Below are 17,141 nucleotides of genomic sequence, written 5' to 3' on the forward strand. Positions count from 1 at the left end.
TGGGGGCTCGGAATCGGTTGGCGCTCGGAGATATCCGGCATCGTCTCGGAACTGCCGGGGCTGGCGTTCTGCGAGGTCATCGCCGAATCGATCGGTGAGCAGGCACCCGATCGCCTCGTCGCATTGGGAGTTCCCGTCGTCGCGCACGGAATCTCGTTGTCGTTGGGCGGTGCGGAGCCGGTGGAGCAGCACCGTATCGACCGACTGGCACGAGTCGCCTCGATGCTCGGATCCCCACTGGTGAGCGAGCACATCGCCTTCGTCCGCGCCGACGGCATCGAGGCCGGTCATCTGCTTCCGGTGCCGCGCACCCACGAAGCCCTGACGGCGCTCGCGCGAAACATCGCACGAACGCAGGATGTTGTGCCGGTTCCACTGGCGGTGGAAAACATTGCAGCCCTGTTCGATTGGCCGGAAGACCAGTTGACCGAGAGTGAGTTCCTGGCAGAACTCGTCGAGCGGACCGGCGTGAGCCTGGTGCTCGACATCGCCAACGTGTACGCGAACGCACTCAATCGGGGCCGCGACCCGTGGACCGAACTCGAACGCCTGCCGCTGGATCGAATTGCTTACTGCCACATCGCCGGTGGCACGGTCCGCGGCGGCATCTATCACGACACCCACACTGAGCCGGTGCCCGACGAAGTCCTCGAACTACTACGAACCTTTGCGACGGCTGGGCATCGCACGCCCCTGATGCTCGAACGCGACGGTCACTATCCACCCGAGGCCGAGCTTCTCGCAGAACTGGATTCGATCGCGGATGCCGCGGGACTCGATCGCATCACCGGGGTACGGACGTCCGGGTACACGAGGTGAACGACGACCTGGCGCGCCGTCAAGAAGAGTTGGTACGCGCTCTCGTGGCAGGTGGGCCACTGCCCGCCGAATTCGATTCTGCGACAGTGGACACTGTCCGGGCGGCGTTGCTGAACAAACGAGCGGCCGAGATCGCGGCACGCTATCCGGCACTGCCCTTGGCGTTGGGCGACCGATGCGAAATGTTGTTCCGCCGATGGGCGTCGAGCCGCCCCAAGGTGTCGACGGCCGAGGATGCCGAGGCCTTCTACCGAGCCATGGAACAGGAAGGGGAACTCGCCGCCACACATCCGGGACGGGTCGGGCAGCGAATGCCATACATGGCCGACGCACCCAACCCGCTCGCGCGCTTTCGCAGTCCGCTGCGCAGCACGTGGTTGACGTCGGTGTTCGGCGCGGTGCTGCTCGTTGCGCTGCCGATCGTGATTCTGACAGGCCTACTGTCCTACAGCGCGTACGGGCCGCAGTTCGGCCAGGCCAAACCAGGTGCCGTCGGGTGGTTGCGCTTACCGTTCTTCGACTGGCCGACGAACCCGGCCTGGCTGTACCAGCTGACGCAGGGCCTGCACGTCGGGTTGGGCCTGATCATCGTCCCGCTCGTCATCGCCAAGCTCTGGTCGGTGATGCCCAAGCTCGTCGAACTGCCACCGGTCCGGTCGCCCGCACATGCACTCGAACGACTGTCGCTGCTGGCACTCGTCGGTGGCCTGCTGTTCGAGATCGTCACCGGCGTGCTGAACATCCAGTACGACTACGTGTTCGGCTTCGATTTCTACGCCGCTCACTACTTCGGTGCCTGGGTGTTCATCTCCGGATTCCTGGTGCACCTCGGTCTCAAAGTGCCGCTGATGTGGCGGACCCTTCGATCGGAATCGTTGATGGACGTCCTGCGCGCCCGCAACGAAGCGCCGAGCCGGCCACACGAAACCATGAGCCGACGAGGTGCGATCGGATTGGTCGCCGCCGGAATGGGTTTCGTGGCCGTGTTGACGGTGGGGCAGACCGTTGGCGGCGTCCTACGCAAGGCAGCAATTCTCCTTCCGCGGGGACGGTCGTACGGCGACGGGCCCAACGACTTTCAGATCAATCGCACTGCCGAGGCGGCCGGGGTCACCGAAGAACAGACGGGCGCAGACTGGACACTGTCCGTCGAAAGTACTTCGGAGAACATGGAACCGGTGGTTCTCTCCCGCGGCAGGCTGCTGTCGATGACTCCGCACACCGCCGAACTTCCCATCGCCTGTGTCGAAGGATGGTCGACCACGCAGAGTTGGACGGGCGTTCCGTTGGCCGAACTCGCAGCATTGGCAGGTGTACCCGCACCCAGGTCCGCGGAAGTCATCTCGATAGAACAGGGTGGCCCATTCGGTCGTGCTGTGCTGCAGGGTAATCAAGTGCTCCATCCCGATTCACTGTTGGCATTGAAAGTCAACGGCGTCGATATCTCGCTCGATCACGGCTACCCGGCACGTGTCATCGTTCCCGCGCTTCCCGGTGTGCACAACACCAAGTGGGTGGCGCGCATCGTGTTCCGTTCGTGACTTTGCAAAACCGCCCGGATGGTCGAGAATCTTTCATCGGTGGCCCGCGGGGCTGCCGACGAAGGAATGCTCCTTCGCCTGGACGAGTCCAAAAGGTCATGCCACGATGCACGCACTATCTCGAGGCCTTCTCGCCGCGGGTGCAGCCCTCACGCTGATGCTCGCCGCGGGCTGTTCGTCGTCCGACGCCGGCACCGCCGTTGCCGCAGACACCACCGCCTCCAGCAGCTCCGCAGCCCCCACCACCACCGACAACGTGTCCGGCCAGGAAGGCATCGACGCCGGTGGCTCCACCGACATCGACGTCGAGATCGGCCAGTGCGTCAAGCTCGGTGGCACGATGACGGCCGCCGAAATCGACAACGCCGAATGCGGCAGCATGGAGTCCAACTACAAGGTCATCGCCAAAGCCGCAGAGAACGAGCAGTGCCCCACCGACGTCAATCAGACGTACTACGAGACTCTGAACGGTGTCGAGCAGGGCGCACTGTGCCTCGACGTCGACTGGGTGATCGACGGCTGCATGAGCGTGCCGAGTACCGGAATGGACGAGCCCGCCCGCGTCGATTGCGCAGACCCCAGCGCGACGAGCGTCGAGAAGGTCACCGAGATCAAGACCGGTACCGCGGACCCCAACGACTGCCCCGAAGGCGGATTCGCCTACGAAGCACGGCAATTCGTCGTCTGCACCACGACGGTGGCCTAGCCTCGAGTCGCCGTCATCATCTGCGTGACGTACTGATAATCCAGGTGGCCGTGGCTGTCGATAGCCGCATGAACCGCTCGGAGCACTTCCTGCCGACGTGTGTCGGTGAGAATCAGGTGACTCGAATATGTCGCGGCCATCGCGCAGAATTCGTCCGCGGAGTAACGCTGAACCCACTCGTACGTCGACGTGGACCAGGGGCCGAAGCCGGCCGCGCGGGGTACCGCGGTCTCGGATTGCACGCCGAGGGAGTGCGCCAACAGCGGTGCGGCGTCGGGCTCGGTGGCGATGTACGCAGCCCGTACCGACTCCCACACCGGTCCGTCGAGCTGACCGGGCATGTTCCACCACAACCGAAGTGATCCCCCGGGGACCAACGCACGAGCCGCCACCGCGGCTCCTCGATCGGGGTCCACCCAGTGCCACGCTTGAGCGGCCACGACGACATCGAACGATGACGGCGCGCAGACGAAATCCTCGAACCGGGAGACCTGAACATCGACGTCCATGTTCTCGGTGCGGCGTCGGATCACCTCGGCCATACCCGAATCCGGCTCGACGGCAACCACCGAAGCGCCGCGTTCGGCCAACGCGACGGTGGCTTTTCCGGTGCCGGCTCCCGCTTCCAACACGCGGGTCGCACCGCCGGCAAGAACATCCGTGTACAGCGCCGCCGGGTAACCAGGGCGAGCCCGGTCGTACTCCTCGGCGACTCTGCCGAAGCTCAGTCCGCGGGGTCGTTCCGGCTCGTCCGTCACGTTAGCCAGAGTACCGATTATTCGTGATTACCGATGTTCGGCCGATTCCAGCTGCGACCGCAATGTGGACTCGGTGTGCCGAATCGCCTGCCCGACGACGGGCTCCACGACGGCCCCGAGAACTTTACCGGCGATGCCCCCGGGCAGGCTGTAACGGAAGATGACATCGAGGCGGGTCCGGCCCTCATCCAGGTCCATGAAAGACCAGGTCGAGGAGTTCGACAGGCCTTCGACCGATTCGAGCGTGAGTCGCTCGTTCTCGACCCATTCGGTGACGCGGACGATCGAATTCAACGATTTGGGGCCGATCTGCATGGTTGCGTCGTATGTCGCCCCGAGACCGGAGGTGGTCTCACTCCTCGGCTCGAACCGCGTGATCCCGAACATCCACCGCGGGACGTTTCGATAGTCGTCGAGGTAGGCGAAAGCCGCATCGCGGGGTGTCGACGCGACCGCCGAATGGTTTATCTCACGCATTCCACCGACACTAATACACGCGACGGCGTGTTACACATAGATTGACGTCGGCTTCTACCGGCGGACGTAGCCCGCCTGCTTGTCCACCACATTGACCAGGGACTCGTTCCGCCGGTACCTATCGAGATTGTCCTCGAACAGCGTCCACAGCCGATCGGCGAAGTCGTCGGCGTCACCGGCCAGATGCGCCGTCAGAATCACGTTGTCGAGCTCCCACAGCGGACTCGACGCCGGAAGTGGCTCGACCTCGAAGACATCCAACACAGCCCATCCGATCGCCCCGGAATCCAACGCCTCACACAAGGCCTGTTCGTCGACAACGGGACCACGGGCGATGTTGACCAGCCCCGCGTCGTGACGCATCGCCCCGAGCACCTCTGCATTCACGAGCCCGCGAGTCTTCTCGGTCAGCGGCGCGGACAGCACCACCACGTCGTATTCACCTGCGTAGGACGGTAACTCGTCCACCGAACGAATTCTCTCGAACTCCGCATCTCCCGGCCGCTCGGATGTACCGGCCGCGTCGACACGCATGCCGAGTGCACCGAGAACGCGACCGATGGCGCGGCCGATCGAACCCGGACCGACGACCAGCACCCTCCGATTGTGGATTCCACTGGTGAGGCGATGCTCCCAAACCCGTTCACGTTGTCGCCGAAGCGCTTCGGGCAGCTTCTTCATCGACGCCAGAACGCCCGCAGCGACGTATTCGGCGATCGCACGGTCGAGAATGCCGCCGGAGTTGGTCAGCACCCACGGACTGTCCCGCAGCACCGGATCCAGCACCCGATCGACCCCGGCGCTCGACACATGAATCCAGCGAAGCTTGTCGGCGTGCGGCCACACATCCTGCAGGTCGACTGCCTCGAACGTGCGAAACAGTAGAACCTCCGCCCACGACACCGCATCGACGAGTTCGGGGATCGTGCAACTGCGGAAGTGGACTCCGCCGATCGACGGGAAGGCCTTTCGGTCCGAATCACTCTCGACCACGAGCACATTGATCACGGGACAAAGATAGCCTCTGGTCCATGAGCGAGAATCGAGACCGGATGTTGCGCGGCGAACTCTACCGAGACAGTGATCCCGACCTGGTGGCGTCTCGGGTGTCGTGTGGAAAGCTGCTCGACAGATTCAACGCAACCGAGGCGGACCAGGACGCAGAAAGACGTGAACTGCTCGGCGAACTACTTGGTTCCATCGGAGCAGACTCGTGGATCATGCCGCGCTTCCAATGCGACTACGGCACATACATTTCCATCGGGTCCAACAGCTTTCTGAACTACGACGCAATCCTGTTGGACTGTGCTCCGATCACGATCGGGAACGATGTCTCGATCGGTCCACGTGCGCAACTACTGACTGCGCTGCATCCCATGGAAGACCATGACGCTCGTCGATCTCGTTGGGAGAGCGCCCTTCCCATCACTATCGGAGACAATGTCTGGCTCGGCGGAGGCGTCATCGTCTGTCCCGGAGTCACGATCGGAGAGAACTCGGTGATCGGAGCCGGAAGTGTCGTCACCCGCGACGTACCGCCGCATACGTTCGCTGCAGGGAACCCGTGTCGGGCGATCCGCGCACTACCGTGAGATCACCGAGTTCAGGATTCTGTCGGAGTCACGAACCAGCGTGCCGACTGCCATTCGCGCGCCCCACCACATCCCCAGCCAGCCGATCGCTACGGCCACCAGGATGGACAGATACGCCCACGCTCCCGGAAGGAGCAGTGCGAGAAGCAGTGCGGGCACGACCGACACGGCCAGGACCACTATCCCGAGGATGAGGAGTACGAATGCATTTCCGGTGAACGACCCCCGTGTGTTCATCGAGAACGACTTCGTAGCTTCGGGCACCGGGTAGGCACCGCGTACGGAGTTCACGGCGGTCAGACCGGCGCTGACTCCGAGCATCGAGATCGTCACGGCGACAGGGATCTCCAGTCGGTCGAGCCCGAGATCTCCGAACACTCGAACCACCACGACCGGCACGATCGCGAAGGGGGTCGCGACCAGCAACCAGGCGATCTGCCGACCACGGATGTCGTCGGGGAGAGCCTGCGGAATCATCACCAGGTGCCACATCGAACCGCCGTCGAGACCGTACGAATTCGATCCCGCACCCATCGCCATGAAGATCGCGATCCAGGCGCCCCAGGCTGCGCTGAACGGAATCGAGTCGGTCACCAGCGGGCCGATGCCGGCCAGCACTGCGAAAATCAGCACCGACAGCAGCTGACTCCGACGACGCATGTCACCGCGCCACAGAGACAGCTCTCGCGTCACTACCGCGCCGACGCGCGTTGCCCGCCACCCTGTTGCACCGTCGCGGCCCTTCTCTGCGGTCTGCTTACGGGTCGATCCCGACGACGTCGAGACTCGCCCCTCGAAGTGGCGTAGAACCAGTCGCTGCCAGGCCCACACCAGTGTGACGTCCAGCAGCAGCAATCCCACCACCGCGCCGATCGCCAACAGCCAATTGCCCTCCAGCACAGCATCGACGCCGGTGATACCCCAGCCGAAGGGAATCGAATGGGCCAGTGTCAGCGGCCACGTCACCTCACCCGACAGCACACGATCGAGATTCTGCGTGATGGGGAACTGCAGGAAGTACAGGCCTCCGAAGACAGCGCCGAACGCCAGCAACGCGAACTCGCGGCTGCGGCGACTCTTGAGTAGTTGCGACATGGCCAGTGTCACCACCCGTGACAGCGTCACGAAGAACACCACCGTCGCGGGCCAGGCCACCAGCGCCAGAGGCACTGCGGCAATCGACCGCGACAGAGCGTAGATCGGAATGGATGCCGTCGCGACGATCGTCAGCGGAACCACCATGCCGATCACCGACGTGGTCAGCAGCGCACGGGCCAGTCGCGCAGGATCGACGGACAGCAATTGGAAGTGGCGGGGCTGGATGTTGTCGTCGGAGATACCCGACAGCACCGGGAAGAGCACCCAACTCAGGCCCGTCAGGGTCAGTCCGAGGCTTGCGGTGCCGCCCACCAATACCTGCGACGCGTCGGTTCGGGCCGCCATCACGCATGCGAGAACCGCGAGGGCCAGCCCCAGCAACCCGAACACGGTCTTGACCACTGCTTGTCCGCCCTTGAACTGCCTGCGGTAGAGCGTGATTCGCATCTGCAGGACGGTGCGACCGACCGACTTCACGAGCGCATCCAGGACAAGCCGTCCGGGTTCTGGTCTCGGGAGCCGACGAGGCGCACGAAGGCGTCGTCGAGGGTGCCACCGGCGCGGACGTCGTCGACCGTTCCCGCCGCCACGACTCGACCACCGGTGATGACACCGACGTGGGAGCACAGCCGTTCGACGAGGGCCATGACGTGACTGGACAGGATCACCGAGCCACCGGAGCGAACGAACTGAATCAGGATGTTGCGGATCGTCGTCGACGAGATGGGATCGACGGCTTCGAAGGGCTCGTCCAACACCAAGAGGCGAGGCCCGTGCAACAGCGCCGACGCCAGTCCGATCTTCTTGGTCATTCCGGCGGAATAGTCGGCGATGACGGTTCCGCCGGCATCGGCGAGACCCAACGCGTTCAGCAGCTCGTCGCGACGCTGCGCGATGACGTCCTCCGGCATCGCGCGCAGTCGACCGATATAGGTCAGTAGCTCGTGGCCGGTGAACTGGGAAGGCAATGTCAGTCCGTCGGGCAGCACGCCGAGCAGCTCCTTCGCCGCGATCGGATCGGCCCAGACGTCACGCCCGAAAACGAGGCTTCGGCCGTACTGCGGTCTGAGCAGCCCGACCGCCATGGACAGACATGTCGTCTTACCAGCACCGTTGGGGCCGACCAACCCGAACATCGACCCGGGCGGAACCATCAACGAGAGGTCGTCGACCGCAATCTTGGGGCCGAAGGCCATGCACATGTGCTCGAGTAGCAAAGCGGGAGGATTCGTTTGCATGGGTAACAGACTAGCCGGTATGGGCGGTTTCGTCATGCGCTACGAACCGACTGCATCGGTACCATCTGGGCATGAATCGCACCGCAGTGGTCACCGGAGCTTCGTCGGGCATCGGAAGGGCCGTCGCGTCGGCGCTGGTTGCCCGCGGCTACCGAGTTATCGGCACTTCTCGGAATCCGGATTCGATGACCTCCGATCAACGGGCAGCAGGCGTCGAGTATCGAGCTCTGGACCTGACCGACACCACGTCGATCGGCGCATTCGTTGCCGAGCTGGGCGCCGTCGACGTTCTGGTCAACAACGCGGGCGAGAGCCAGTCCGGGCCCTTCGAGGAACTGCCGACCGACGCCATCGAGCGATTGTTCCAATTGAACGTGTTCGGCGCAGTGACGCTGTCGCAGAACGTCATTCCCGGCATGCGTGAGCGCGGGTACGGCCGCATCGTCATGGTCGGGTCTATGCTGGCGAGCTTTCCGCTCGCCTACCGCTCCTCGTACGCGTCGACGAAAGCAGCCATCAAGGGCTTCTCCGACGCCGCGCGGCTGGAACTCTCTCCGTTCGGCGTGTGGATGACCACCGTGGAGCCGGGATCGATCAACACCGGAATCAGCGAACGACGCACCAAGTACATCGCCGCGGATTCGGTCCACCGAGACGACTTCCACACAGCGATCTCGTCACTGGATCGCAAGGAAGGAACCGGAATCTCCGCCGAGGACGTCGCCGAAGTAGTACTGAAGGCCATCGAGGCCGACAAGCCGAAACCCTTGTACGCCAGAGGAAGCAACGCACCGGTCGTGTTTCTGGCGCGACGGTTGCTGCCGGCGACATTCATGGAGAAGACGATCGCGAAGATGTTCGGGCTGAAGAGATAGTTTGAACCCCTGACCTGGTGGAATACAGCCGGGTGATAGAAACTCTGGGCCTGGTCCTGGCTGCTACGGGTCTGATCGTCGCCGCGCAGGTGATCTCGAAGAAGACGGCGCTGCCCGCGGCAGCGTTGTTGACCTTGGCCGGCCTGGCCGTCTCGGCGTCGGCGTTGCCCGACATCGTTCTCGACCCCGAAGTCGTGCTGACTCTGGTGATTCCGCCGCTGCTCTACAGCGCCGCGCTGAACTCCTCGTTGATCGCGATCCGCCGCAACGTCTGGACGATCCTGAGTCTGTCGGTCGCCCTCGTGGTGGCGACCGCTGCCCTCGTGGGTGTCGGCATGTGGTTGCTCGTTCCGGGCATCACCCTGGCCGCCGGTATGGCGCTCGGTGCCGCTGTTGCGCCGCCGGACCCGGTCGCCGCCCTTGCGGTTGGTCGTCGCGCCGGTATCCCACCGAAACTCGTCACCCTCATCGAAGGTGAGGGACTGCTGAACGACGCGACGGCGCTGACGATGCTGACCGTCGCGATCGCCGCAATATCCAGTCAGGACATGACCTTCGTCCACGCGGGTGGGTTGTTCGTGTTGGCTGCGGCCGGCGGAATCGTCGTCGGATTGGTCGTCGCCCTGCTGATTCGCCTCGTACAGCGCTACGTTCACGATTCACTGCTGCTCAACATCGTGTCGCTGGCGACGCCGTTCGTGGCGTACCTGGCGGCAGAGGAAGTTCACGCCTCGGGTGTTCTCGCCGTGGTCGTCGCGGCTCTGGTGATCGGGCACCACACCCGCCACGCCATCTCCGGGGCCAGCCGACTGCAGACCAGCGCTGTGTGGCGACTGATCGATCTGCTGCTCGAGGGCTTCGTTTTTCTGCTCATCGGTGAGCAGTTGCCCACCGTGGTCGGCGGCCTCTCGGCCTACTCGGGAACGACCATCGCTCTCGCGGTCACGGTCACTCTGGCCGGCGTGCTCCTACTGCGTCCGCTGTGGTTGCTCACGACCGGGCTGTCCCCACGCGAGGCGGTGGTGATGAGCTGGGCCGGCACCCGCGGCGTCATCACCGTCGCCGCGGTGTTCACGCTCCCTCTGACGATCGACTCGGGCGAGCCGTTCGAGAGCCGAGACCTGTTGCTGTTCTGCGCATTTCTCGTCGTGCTGGTGACGGTCCTTGGACAGGGCCTCACGTTCGCTCCACTGGTGCGCAAGCTGAACGTCGTCGCGGACCCCGCCGCTGAGGCGCGTCTGCGAAACGAAGCACGTGAGGGATCGGCCAAAGCTGCACTGTCACAGCTCGATCGCATCGCCGACGAAGAGAACCTCGACGACGAGGGCCGGGAGATCCTGCGGAGCGAGCTCGAGCATCGCATCGACCGGTACCACCGTCGACTCGATCATCTCGACGAGACGGACGTCGGCGACGCGGTCATCTCACCGGAACAGATTGCTGCGATGAGTACGCGCCGCCGAATCCTCGATGTGGAGCGAGAAGAGTTGCTCTGCTGGCGCGATGCCGGCCGGCTACCGGACAACAGCATGCGCAGCCTCGAACACGAACTCGACCACGAGGAGCATTCGTTCCGCCCACACCGAGAGACCGATTAACCGGCGATCGCGGCGTGCATCTCCCAGACGATCACTTCGGCACCGCTGGCAGTGCTCAGTTTCTGACCGCCGCCTCCGCTGACGCGCACGGCGTCGCCCTGCGCGAGGGGTCCGACTCCCTCGAGCATCGCCTCACCCTCGGCCACGAAGATGTGTACGAACGGTGCATCGGGAATCTCCACCGGAGCCTGCCCGGGCTGTAGGCGCGCCACGTGCATGGCAGCGTACTTGTTCTTGATGCGAATGGCGGCGTGATCGGCATGGTCGGGCATGCCGGATGCGACGGGAACCAGACCGCCGCTGAGCAATTCGTTGTCGATCTCGAGCTGCTCGTAGCCCGGGGTGATGCCTTGCTCGTCGGGCACGACCCACATCTGGACGAAGCGAACAGGATCGCCGTGCTTGCCCGAGTACGAGCCGGCAGTATCGCCGAGTCGCCACGAATCGTTCTTCTCGGAGTGCAGAATTCCGGTGCCCGCACTCATGCGCTGTGCGAGGCCGGGGTAGATGACTCCGGAGTGGCCCATCGAGTCCTGGTGCACCAGCGATCCCTGCAGAACCCAGGTGATGATCTCCATGTCGCGGTGCGGGTGGGTATCGAATCCCATTCCCGGGGTGACGATGTCGTCGTTGTTGACCATGAGGACGCCGTGGTGGGTGTTACTGCGATCGAAGTGGTTGCCGAACGAGAAGGAATGCTTGGAGTCCAGCCAGCCGATCTTGGTCTTGAATCGGTCGTCGGCGCGGCGGAGGTCGAGTGTGGTTGCTGCAGAGGTCATGTCATTGCCTCGAATCTCGAAAGTAGGTGTGTTCTCAGAGAACGTGCGAGCCGTACATTTCACCGAGCGGATCGGCGATCAGTTCGAGCCGTGCACCGTCGGGGTCGCGGAAGTAGAGCGAGACCTCGCTGTGCTCGATCAATTCGATTCCCGCGTCGATCAGCTTGGTGCGCAGGTGCTCCCAGCGGGTGGGCTCGACACTGATGGCCACGTGATGCAGACCGCCCAGCACCTCCGCGTACGGCCCGACGTCGAGTCCGGGGAAGTCGAAGAAGGCCAACAGGTTGCTGTTGCCGATGTCGAAGAAGAAGTGCGACGAACCCGGGTAGTCACGGTTCTCGATGAGCTCGGTCAGAGGGAACTCGAGCAGGTCTTGATAGAACCGCACGGTCGCCTCGACATCGCTGCTGACCAAAGCCGTGTGATGAAGTCCGCGGGCAGACGATGCCGGACGCTCACCTGCAGGCTTCATGTACTGCTGACGGATGCGGTCCCGCTGCTCGGCGTGCTCCTGCGCGCGGCGTGTCTCGTCTGCAGTCAGTTCGTTGGTTTCAGTCATCGCTTCGGCCTCCGGTCAGGTAGTTGCTTCGTCAACTACCGAGAACAGTACACCGGTTAGTTGCGTTGTCAACTAGCATGGGGGCATGGACTCACCACGGTGGCTCGATGCCGACGAACAGCAGGCCTGGCGCGCATACCTCGATGCGACGCGGCTGCTGCTTCGCGACCTCGACAATCAACTCACACGCGACTCCGGGATCTCCTTCACCGACTTCGAGCTGCTGGTCGTACTGTCCGAGGCACCCGACCGTCGCCGACGAATGAGCGAACTCGCCGACGCCGTCACCACGACTCGTAGCGGCGTCACCAGAGCCATCAGCCGACTCGTCGACAACGGCTGGGTCACACGCGTCAAATGCGACGACGACAAGCGCGGAATGTCCGCCGAACTCACCGAAGCGGGCATGAACACCCTCGCCGCCGCCAGCCCGGGACACGTCGAGGCAGTACTAGAGAAAATGTTCGATCTGGTTGACCCGAACGATCTCGCGGCTTTGACGCGAACTTTCACGGCAATGCGGAATCACGCATCGTGACGGTGACTCACATACCCGGTGCGCAACGCCATCACTGGTGGAACGAATGGCTCGACTCGAAGCAGTCGTTTCCCGCCACCGGCAATTACGACCTCGCGGCCAATGCGCACGGGCTACTAATGGTGCACAACGAGGACACGGTGTTTCCCGGCGAAGGGTTCGACTCCCATCAGCACGAGAACATGGAGATCGTCACGTGGGTGCTGGAAGGGACGCTGAAACATACTGATTCCGAGGGTAATTCGGGGCTGATCTACCCCGGCCTCGTTCAACGCATGAGTGCCGGAACCGGAATTCGGCACACCGAGACCAATGCATCGAGCCGGACCAGCAGAGAAAAGCTGCGCGGGGTGCAGATGTGGATCCCACCCGACACCGATGGAACCGATCCCTCGTACGAAGAGCTGGACGTACAGGACCAGCTGGCGAACGGCGAGCTGGTTCCGGTGGCGTCCGGCATGTCGGGGCGCGGCGGCGTTCGGATCGGCAACCGCTACGCGACGCTGCATGCCGCCCGACTCGCACCGGGGGAGTCCGTCACCGTCCCTGACGCGCCGTACGGTCACGTCTTCGTCGCCGACGGTTCCGCCGAGTTCGAGACCGTCGGAGACGTTGCCCAGGGCGACGCGGTCCGACTCACCGCCACCGGAGGTCACCGTGTGACAGCATCGACGGCGAGCGAGATCTTGATCTGGGAAATGCACGCCGGCTTCGCCTGACCGAGAACTACTGAGGTTACGACTGCTCGCGCCCGTCCAGAGCCTCGGCACACGCAACAAGGTTGCGGTGCAGCACTTCTCGCTCGCTCTTGGACAGCGACGCAATCATGGCGTGTTCCATGGCGGCGACAGCGGCCGACGCTTGCCGCAGGCGCTCCCTGCCCAGGGTCGTCACGTACAGACGCTGGTCTCGACCTACCCCCTCGATCTCCACCAGGCCGCCGCGCGTGAGCCCGGCCAGCAGTTGATGGGTTGCCTGCCTGCTGACGAATACCGCGCGTGCGAGTTCGGCGTTGGACAGTCCCGGTTTGTGCGCGAGGAGTTCGAGGCTCGAGTACTGCGAGACGGTGATATCGAGATCGCGTAGGCACTCGTCCATCGCCGAACGCAGGGCGGACGTGGCCCGCTTGAGGGCGTAACCGATCGAGGTGTCGACATCCACTTGACTCATGTCAACATCTTGACATACGTTCATCTCGTCAAGACCTTGACGAACTACCGAAAGGACACGACATGACCGTTGCAACCGTTTCCGGACCGAGCTTCCTCTCCCTCCAGGTACGTGACCTCGCCGTCAGTGCAGACTTTTACGAATCGCAGCTGGGCCTCGTCCGGGCACCCCAGGCACCACCCGGCGCAGTGGTGTTCACCACCTCACCGATGCCGTTCGCCGTCCGAAACCCCGCTCCCGAAACGGATCTCGAAAGTGGTCAGCCGGGACTCGGAGTTGCCCTCTGGCTGGTGTGCGACGACGCCGAAGCGCTCCACGAAAATCTCGTCGCCGCCGGCGTGACGATCGTGACCGCCCCCTTCGACGGCCCCTTCGGAAAGACCTTCGTCCTACGTGACCCCGACGGATACGCCGTCACCGTGCACAGCAGTTAGCCCCGAAGTCATCGACAAATGTGGGACCCTGAGCGCGGATGCCACCTCCGACGCGTAGGGAACACGACCATCATCGAGCGCCTGAAGAACCGCCTCATCGAGTCGGCGAACGCACCTCGAAAAGCTGCGAAACCGCCCGGGCCGATCCTGCTGGTGTTCACCACGATCGCCGCCGTCACGTGGGTATGCGTGTCCAGGAACTGGTGGCCCTCGCCCTACGGACAGTTCGCCTGGTTCGATCCGCTCCTCGCCGGCGCGTCATCGATCCTGGTGCTGCTGATCGTCGGGCTCATCTGGGCAATTCGCACCCTCCACGTCGTCGGCCAGGATCGAAGATGGTCGTGGTGGATAGCGCCGGCTCCGGTGGTGGCGGGCTTGGCAGCGGCTGTTCTGGTACTGCTGCCACCGGACAATATGCTGGACCATCGCGACGAATTCGAGGCCGTTGCGCGAGAATTGAGTGCACAGCCCTCGAGTAGCCGCGAACACATCGAGATCGGCCCCTTCGACATCAGCTCGGCAAGCGCCACATCTGGTGGCGAGGTCTACTTCACCGAAGACAGCGGCTTCTCCCTCATGAGCTCCTCCGGCTGGGCCTACGCGCCAGGTGGGCCGCCCGTGGGTTTCGACGATTTCACCGCCACCCACCTGGACGGTCCGTGGTACGAATTCACAGCCATCTGGCGGGACTGATTTCTGTCTCCGAGCGACGGGTCCTCGAGCTGGCTCGTCGGTGACGAAAGCTGTTCAAAGCAGTCGCTTTTCCAGCCATACCTCGGCGTAGGGCTCGGCGTTGAATGCCGGCACCTCCCGATAGCCGAGCCTGGAGTACAGGCCCCGGGCCTCGATGAGGTCCGCTCGCGTGTCCAATCGTATTGTCGTACGGCGCGATTGGCGAACCGATCCTTCGACGAACTCGACGATCGACGACCCGACGCCGTTTCCACGGGCACGCGCGTCGACGAAGACCCGAGTCAGTTCTGCGATGTCGTCGGAGACGAAACGAGCACCACCGCAACCGACCAGCGTCGAGCCCAGGTATGCGACAACGAACAGACCCGAATCACCCACGAGATCGTCACTCGGCTCGTCGACCATGACTCGTCGTACTTCCTCGTCCGACGCCTCGCGGCCGTAGAAGCGTCCGACGATATCGACGTTGTAGCGAAACAGGATGTCGAGCGCCGGCTCCGAGGAGGGATAAACGACGGCGAACGTCGCCGATACAGGCACTACTTCGCGGCGGCCCGTTTGGCGAGCACCTTCGAGATCCCGAGCTGCGCAACAACGATGATGCAGCCGACGATCGCACCGATGACTGCCGACGCAAGAGTGTTGACGATCCACGCCAGCACTCCGCCGACACCCGCGACCCCACGCACCGCATCCTCACCGTGGTGCACCAGCTCGTAGATGGGGTGGAAACCGAGCTCGTCGATGCCTACGAGAAGGATGTGCCCACCGACCCAGAGCATGGCTGCGGTGCCGACGACCGACAGCACTGCCATCACCTTCGGCATGCCCTTGACCAGTCCGCGGCCGAACTTCTCGACGAACCCGGATGAACCCTCGGCCAGCTTCAGACCGATGTCGTCCATTTTGACGATGAGTGCGACGACGCCGTAGACGACGATGGTGATGACCACCGCGACGACCGCCAAGATGATGAGGCGACTCCAGAAGCCCTCGCTCGCAATGGTGTCGAGAGCGATGACCATGATCTCGGCGGAGAGAATCAGGTCGGTCCGAACGGCACCGGACACCACGCTGTCCTCGTCCCGCGGCTCGTCCTCTGCCTCGGCGTGATGATCGCCGTGACCGAACAGTGCTCCCCAGATCTTGTGCGCTGCCTCGTAGCTGAGGTAGCAGCCACCGAGCATCAGAATGGGCGTCAGCAGCCATGGGAGGAACTGACTGAGCAGCAGGGCGATCGGCAGAATGATCAGCAGCTTGTTCCGAAGCGAGCCGACAGCGATGCGCTTGATGATGGGCAATTCCCGTTCGGCCGCGAGACCGCGAACGTACTGAGGCGTCACCGCTGCGTCGTCGATCACGACACCGGCGGCCTTGGCCGTCGCTTTGCCGGTAGCGGCTCCCACGTCGTCGATCGATGCTGCCGCCAGCCGTGCCAGCGCGGCCACGTCGTCGAGCAGGGCTACCAGTCCGCCGGCCATCAGTGATCTCCGAGTGAAGACGAATGCACGATCAGGCTCCTAGGGCTGAGTACGACGCCGAAATCCGGCAATCCACGTGCTCGAACCATACCGCCAGTAGCTCGCTGCGGACCACACATCGGAGTGGGATGTATGGTTTCCTATACGTATAGCGAGCTATACCAACGAACGGAGCATTCAGGTGAGACTCAGATGGATATCGGTCGCCGCTGTCGGCCTGGCCACTGCATCAGCGACGGCACTGCTCGCCTGGCTCGTGTCACCCATCGCGCCAGGGGTTTCCGCGCTGGTGTTCGGCGTCACCGCGCTGCCCTTCGGCGCGATGCTGGGCTGGATACTGTTCGTCGCGCCGGTCACCACCGACCAGACCTACACCTCGGGCGACAGCATCGAAAGCCATTGGACGACATCCGCGTCCAGCGGTACGGCCACCGATCTGGTGACCGTACTGGGTCTGACCCTTGCGGTGGTGTCCATCGCAAGAGTCGACCCCCCGGCCACGCTGCTTCTGACGGGCTTGCTGCTGGCTGCGTTCGCATCGTTCACTGCGCGGTACGCGTTCGCGCGCTACCGGGCCCTGTCCGAGTGAAGAACGATGTTCGACGTCGTCGCACCGAGAAGGGGTGGTCTCAGAGCGAGCTGGCCGAACGCATCGACGTCACCCGCCTGACGATCATCTCCATTGAAAAGGAGAGATTCGACCCGAGCCTGCCCGTCGCCTTTCGCCTTGCCGCAGCTTTCGACTGCACGATCGAGGACCTGTTCGAGCCCGATAAGAATTGAGC

Annotated in this window: 22 protein-coding genes and 1 pseudogene; 13 read left to right on the plus strand and 10 right to left on the minus strand. The window is 63.6% G+C overall.

Annotated elements, in window-relative coordinates:
- The first annotated feature begins 12 nt into the window (after positions 1-12).
- The 4 genes and pseudogenes from RFA01S_RS00545 to lppU all read left to right on the plus strand — a co-directional run bounded on the left by RFA01S_RS00545 (position 13) and on the right by lppU (position 3,066).
- The gene (locus RFA01S_RS00545) at positions 13-819 is read left to right on the plus strand and encodes an MbnB/TglH/ChrH family RiPP precursor modification enzyme (protein WP_032407906.1); all 807 of its coding nucleotides are present in this window, start codon (positions 13-15) and stop codon (positions 817-819) included.
- Positions 816-1,070: pseudogene (locus RFA01S_RS28665) on the plus strand (SCO6045 C-terminal-like domain-containing protein); the annotation flags it as partial. The gene RFA01S_RS00545 and the pseudogene RFA01S_RS28665, both read left to right, overlap by 4 nt.
- Positions 1,071-1,130: 60 nt before the next feature.
- Positions 1,131-2,360: a molybdopterin-dependent oxidoreductase gene (locus RFA01S_RS00550; protein ID WP_052060825.1), complete on the plus strand. Its 1,230-nt coding sequence runs from the start codon at positions 1,131-1,133 to the stop codon at positions 2,358-2,360.
- A 106-nt stretch (positions 2,361-2,466) separates the two neighbouring features.
- A complete protein-coding gene (lppU, locus tag RFA01S_RS00555) occupies positions 2,467-3,066 on the plus strand; it encodes an LppU family putative lipoprotein (protein WP_032367706.1) in 600 nt (199 codons plus the stop codon).
- Here the strand turns inward: lppU and RFA01S_RS00560 are convergent.
- From RFA01S_RS00560 to RFA01S_RS00570, 3 genes are read right to left on the minus strand one after another with little or no spacing between them, the layout of a single operon-like run.
- The gene (locus RFA01S_RS00560; RefSeq protein WP_052060812.1) at positions 3,063-3,824 is read right to left on the minus strand and encodes a class I SAM-dependent methyltransferase; all 762 of its coding nucleotides are present in this window, start codon (positions 3,822-3,824) and stop codon (positions 3,063-3,065) included. The genes lppU and RFA01S_RS00560 overlap by 4 nt on opposite strands.
- A gap of 27 nt (positions 3,825-3,851) precedes the next feature.
- Positions 3,852-4,301 (minus strand): SRPBCC family protein, encoded by a 450-nt coding sequence (locus RFA01S_RS00565; protein WP_032407907.1) that lies wholly within the window; start codon positions 4,299-4,301, stop codon positions 3,852-3,854.
- A 54-nt stretch (positions 4,302-4,355) separates the two neighbouring features.
- Complete coding sequence (locus RFA01S_RS00570) at positions 4,356-5,309, minus strand: D-2-hydroxyacid dehydrogenase (RefSeq protein ID WP_052060813.1); 954 nt, start codon at positions 5,307-5,309, stop codon at positions 4,356-4,358.
- A gap of 23 nt (positions 5,310-5,332) precedes the next feature.
- Between RFA01S_RS00570 and RFA01S_RS00575 the strand changes: the two genes are divergently transcribed.
- Positions 5,333-5,893 (plus strand): sugar O-acetyltransferase, encoded by a 561-nt coding sequence (locus RFA01S_RS00575; protein WP_032367702.1) that lies wholly within the window; start codon positions 5,333-5,335, stop codon positions 5,891-5,893.
- On the opposite strand, the gene RFA01S_RS00580 is transcribed toward RFA01S_RS00575, so the two are convergent.
- A complete protein-coding gene (locus tag RFA01S_RS00580) occupies positions 5,885-7,468 on the minus strand; it encodes a hypothetical protein (protein WP_032407908.1) in 1,584 nt (527 codons plus the stop codon). The two genes, RFA01S_RS00575 and RFA01S_RS00580, sit on opposite strands and share 9 nt — an antisense overlap.
- A complete protein-coding gene (locus RFA01S_RS00585; protein WP_032373463.1) occupies positions 7,465-8,229 on the minus strand; it encodes an ABC transporter ATP-binding protein in 765 nt (254 codons plus the stop codon). The genes RFA01S_RS00580 and RFA01S_RS00585 overlap by 4 nt, the downstream gene beginning before the upstream one ends.
- A gap of 71 nt (positions 8,230-8,300) precedes the next feature.
- Here RFA01S_RS00585 and RFA01S_RS00590 point away from each other — a divergent pair, with 71 nt between their 5' ends.
- Together RFA01S_RS00590 and RFA01S_RS00595 are read left to right on the plus strand one after the other, a co-directional pair.
- Positions 8,301-9,104 (plus strand): SDR family oxidoreductase, encoded by an 804-nt coding sequence (locus RFA01S_RS00590; RefSeq protein WP_032407909.1) that lies wholly within the window; start codon positions 8,301-8,303, stop codon positions 9,102-9,104.
- 32 nt (positions 9,105-9,136) lie between these two features.
- Complete coding sequence (locus RFA01S_RS00595) at positions 9,137-10,702, plus strand: Na+/H+ antiporter (protein WP_045841719.1); 1,566 nt, start codon at positions 9,137-9,139, stop codon at positions 10,700-10,702.
- On the opposite strand, the gene RFA01S_RS00600 is transcribed toward RFA01S_RS00595, so the two are convergent.
- Both RFA01S_RS00600 and RFA01S_RS00605 read right to left on the minus strand, forming a co-directional pair.
- The gene (locus RFA01S_RS00600) at positions 10,699-11,481 is read right to left on the minus strand and encodes a pirin family protein (protein ID WP_032407910.1); all 783 of its coding nucleotides are present in this window, start codon (positions 11,479-11,481) and stop codon (positions 10,699-10,701) included. The genes RFA01S_RS00595 and RFA01S_RS00600 overlap by 4 nt on opposite strands.
- 34 nt (positions 11,482-11,515) lie before the next feature.
- Positions 11,516-12,040 carry a VOC family protein gene (locus RFA01S_RS00605; RefSeq protein ID WP_027495111.1) on the minus strand — a complete coding sequence of 175 codons (525 nt, stop codon included), beginning with the start codon at positions 12,038-12,040 and terminating at the stop codon, positions 11,516-11,518.
- Between the two features lie 85 nt (positions 12,041-12,125).
- On the opposite strand from RFA01S_RS00605, the gene RFA01S_RS00610 reads away from it, so the two are divergent.
- A complete protein-coding gene (locus RFA01S_RS00610) occupies positions 12,126-12,578 on the plus strand; it encodes a MarR family winged helix-turn-helix transcriptional regulator (RefSeq protein ID WP_032407911.1) in 453 nt (150 codons plus the stop codon).
- Entirely contained in the window at positions 12,575-13,297 is a 723-nt protein-coding gene (locus RFA01S_RS00615) for a pirin family protein (RefSeq protein ID WP_032407912.1), read from the plus strand. The genes RFA01S_RS00610 and RFA01S_RS00615 overlap by 4 nt, the downstream gene beginning before the upstream one ends.
- A 16-nt stretch (positions 13,298-13,313) precedes the next feature.
- Here RFA01S_RS00615 and RFA01S_RS00620 read toward each other — a convergent pair whose 3' ends face one another.
- On the minus strand, positions 13,314-13,748 hold the full coding sequence (locus RFA01S_RS00620) for a MarR family winged helix-turn-helix transcriptional regulator (RefSeq protein ID WP_032407913.1): 435 nt from the start codon (positions 13,746-13,748) through the stop codon (positions 13,314-13,316).
- A gap of 62 nt (positions 13,749-13,810) precedes the next feature.
- Here RFA01S_RS00620 and RFA01S_RS00625 point away from each other — a divergent pair, with 62 nt between their 5' ends.
- Together RFA01S_RS00625 and RFA01S_RS00630 are read left to right on the plus strand one after the other, a co-directional pair.
- Complete coding sequence (locus RFA01S_RS00625; RefSeq protein ID WP_032407914.1) at positions 13,811-14,182, plus strand: VOC family protein; 372 nt, start codon at positions 13,811-13,813, stop codon at positions 14,180-14,182.
- Between the two features lie 18 nt (positions 14,183-14,200).
- The gene (locus RFA01S_RS00630; RefSeq protein WP_238325147.1) at positions 14,201-14,875 is read left to right on the plus strand and encodes a DUF1109 domain-containing protein; all 675 of its coding nucleotides are present in this window, start codon (positions 14,201-14,203) and stop codon (positions 14,873-14,875) included.
- Positions 14,876-14,929: 54 nt separating this feature from the next.
- On the opposite strand, the gene RFA01S_RS00635 is transcribed toward RFA01S_RS00630, so the two are convergent.
- Together RFA01S_RS00635 and RFA01S_RS00640 are read right to left on the minus strand one after the other, a co-directional pair.
- Positions 14,930-15,415, minus strand: coding sequence for a GNAT family N-acetyltransferase (locus RFA01S_RS00635; protein WP_072691967.1), 486 nt, complete (start codon positions 15,413-15,415; stop codon positions 14,930-14,932).
- Positions 15,415-16,356: a DUF808 domain-containing protein gene (locus tag RFA01S_RS00640; protein ID WP_032367693.1), complete on the minus strand. Its 942-nt coding sequence runs from the start codon at positions 16,354-16,356 to the stop codon at positions 15,415-15,417. Before RFA01S_RS00640 ends, RFA01S_RS00635 begins: the two co-directional genes overlap by 1 nt.
- A 181-nt stretch (positions 16,357-16,537) precedes the next feature.
- Between RFA01S_RS00640 and RFA01S_RS00645 the strand changes: the two genes are divergently transcribed.
- Together RFA01S_RS00645 and RFA01S_RS00650 are read left to right on the plus strand one after the other, a co-directional pair.
- Complete coding sequence (locus RFA01S_RS00645; protein WP_094716211.1) at positions 16,538-16,945, plus strand: hypothetical protein; 408 nt, start codon at positions 16,538-16,540, stop codon at positions 16,943-16,945.
- Complete coding sequence (locus RFA01S_RS00650; protein WP_027495100.1) at positions 16,942-17,139, plus strand: helix-turn-helix transcriptional regulator; 198 nt, start codon at positions 16,942-16,944, stop codon at positions 17,137-17,139. The genes RFA01S_RS00645 and RFA01S_RS00650 overlap by 4 nt, the downstream gene beginning before the upstream one ends.
- The last annotated feature ends 2 nt before the right edge of the window (positions 17,140-17,141 follow it).

The sequence above is a fragment of the Rhodococcoides fascians NBRC 12155 = LMG 3623 genome, from assembly GCF_001894785.1.
Classification (GTDB): domain Bacteria; phylum Actinomycetota; class Actinomycetes; order Mycobacteriales; family Mycobacteriaceae; genus Rhodococcoides; species Rhodococcoides fascians.

Excerpts from the sequence above, each read along its gene's own strand:
- RFA01S_RS00550 (WP_052060825.1), top strand. The coding sequence starts at position 1,131 with ATGCCATACATGGCCGACGCACCCAACCCGCTCGCGCGCTTTCGCAGT.
- lppU (WP_032367706.1), top strand. The coding sequence starts at position 2,467 with ATGCACGCACTATCTCGAGGCCTTCTCGCCGCGGGTGCAGCCCTCACG.
- RFA01S_RS00565 (WP_032407907.1), bottom strand. The coding sequence starts at position 4,301 with ATGCGTGAGATAAACCATTCGGCGGTCGCGTCGACACCCCGCGATGCG.
- RFA01S_RS00575 (WP_032367702.1), top strand. The coding sequence starts at position 5,333 with ATGAGCGAGAATCGAGACCGGATGTTGCGCGGCGAACTCTACCGAGAC.
- RFA01S_RS00585 (WP_032373463.1), bottom strand. The coding sequence starts at position 8,229 with ATGCAAACGAATCCTCCCGCTTTGCTACTCGAGCACATGTGCATGGCC.
- RFA01S_RS00590 (WP_032407909.1), top strand. The coding sequence starts at position 8,301 with ATGAATCGCACCGCAGTGGTCACCGGAGCTTCGTCGGGCATCGGAAGG.
- RFA01S_RS00600 (WP_032407910.1), bottom strand. The coding sequence starts at position 11,481 with ATGACCTCTGCAGCAACCACACTCGACCTCCGCCGCGCCGACGACCGA.
- RFA01S_RS00605 (WP_027495111.1), bottom strand. The coding sequence starts at position 12,040 with ATGACTGAAACCAACGAACTGACTGCAGACGAGACACGCCGCGCGCAG.
- RFA01S_RS00610 (WP_032407911.1), top strand. The coding sequence starts at position 12,126 with ATGGACTCACCACGGTGGCTCGATGCCGACGAACAGCAGGCCTGGCGC.
- RFA01S_RS00620 (WP_032407913.1), bottom strand. The coding sequence starts at position 13,748 with ATGAGTCAAGTGGATGTCGACACCTCGATCGGTTACGCCCTCAAGCGG.
- RFA01S_RS00625 (WP_032407914.1), top strand. The coding sequence starts at position 13,811 with ATGACCGTTGCAACCGTTTCCGGACCGAGCTTCCTCTCCCTCCAGGTA.
- RFA01S_RS00630 (WP_238325147.1), top strand. The coding sequence starts at position 14,201 with ATGTGGGACCCTGAGCGCGGATGCCACCTCCGACGCGTAGGGAACACG.
- RFA01S_RS00640 (WP_032367693.1), bottom strand. The coding sequence starts at position 16,356 with ATGGCCGGCGGACTGGTAGCCCTGCTCGACGACGTGGCCGCGCTGGCA.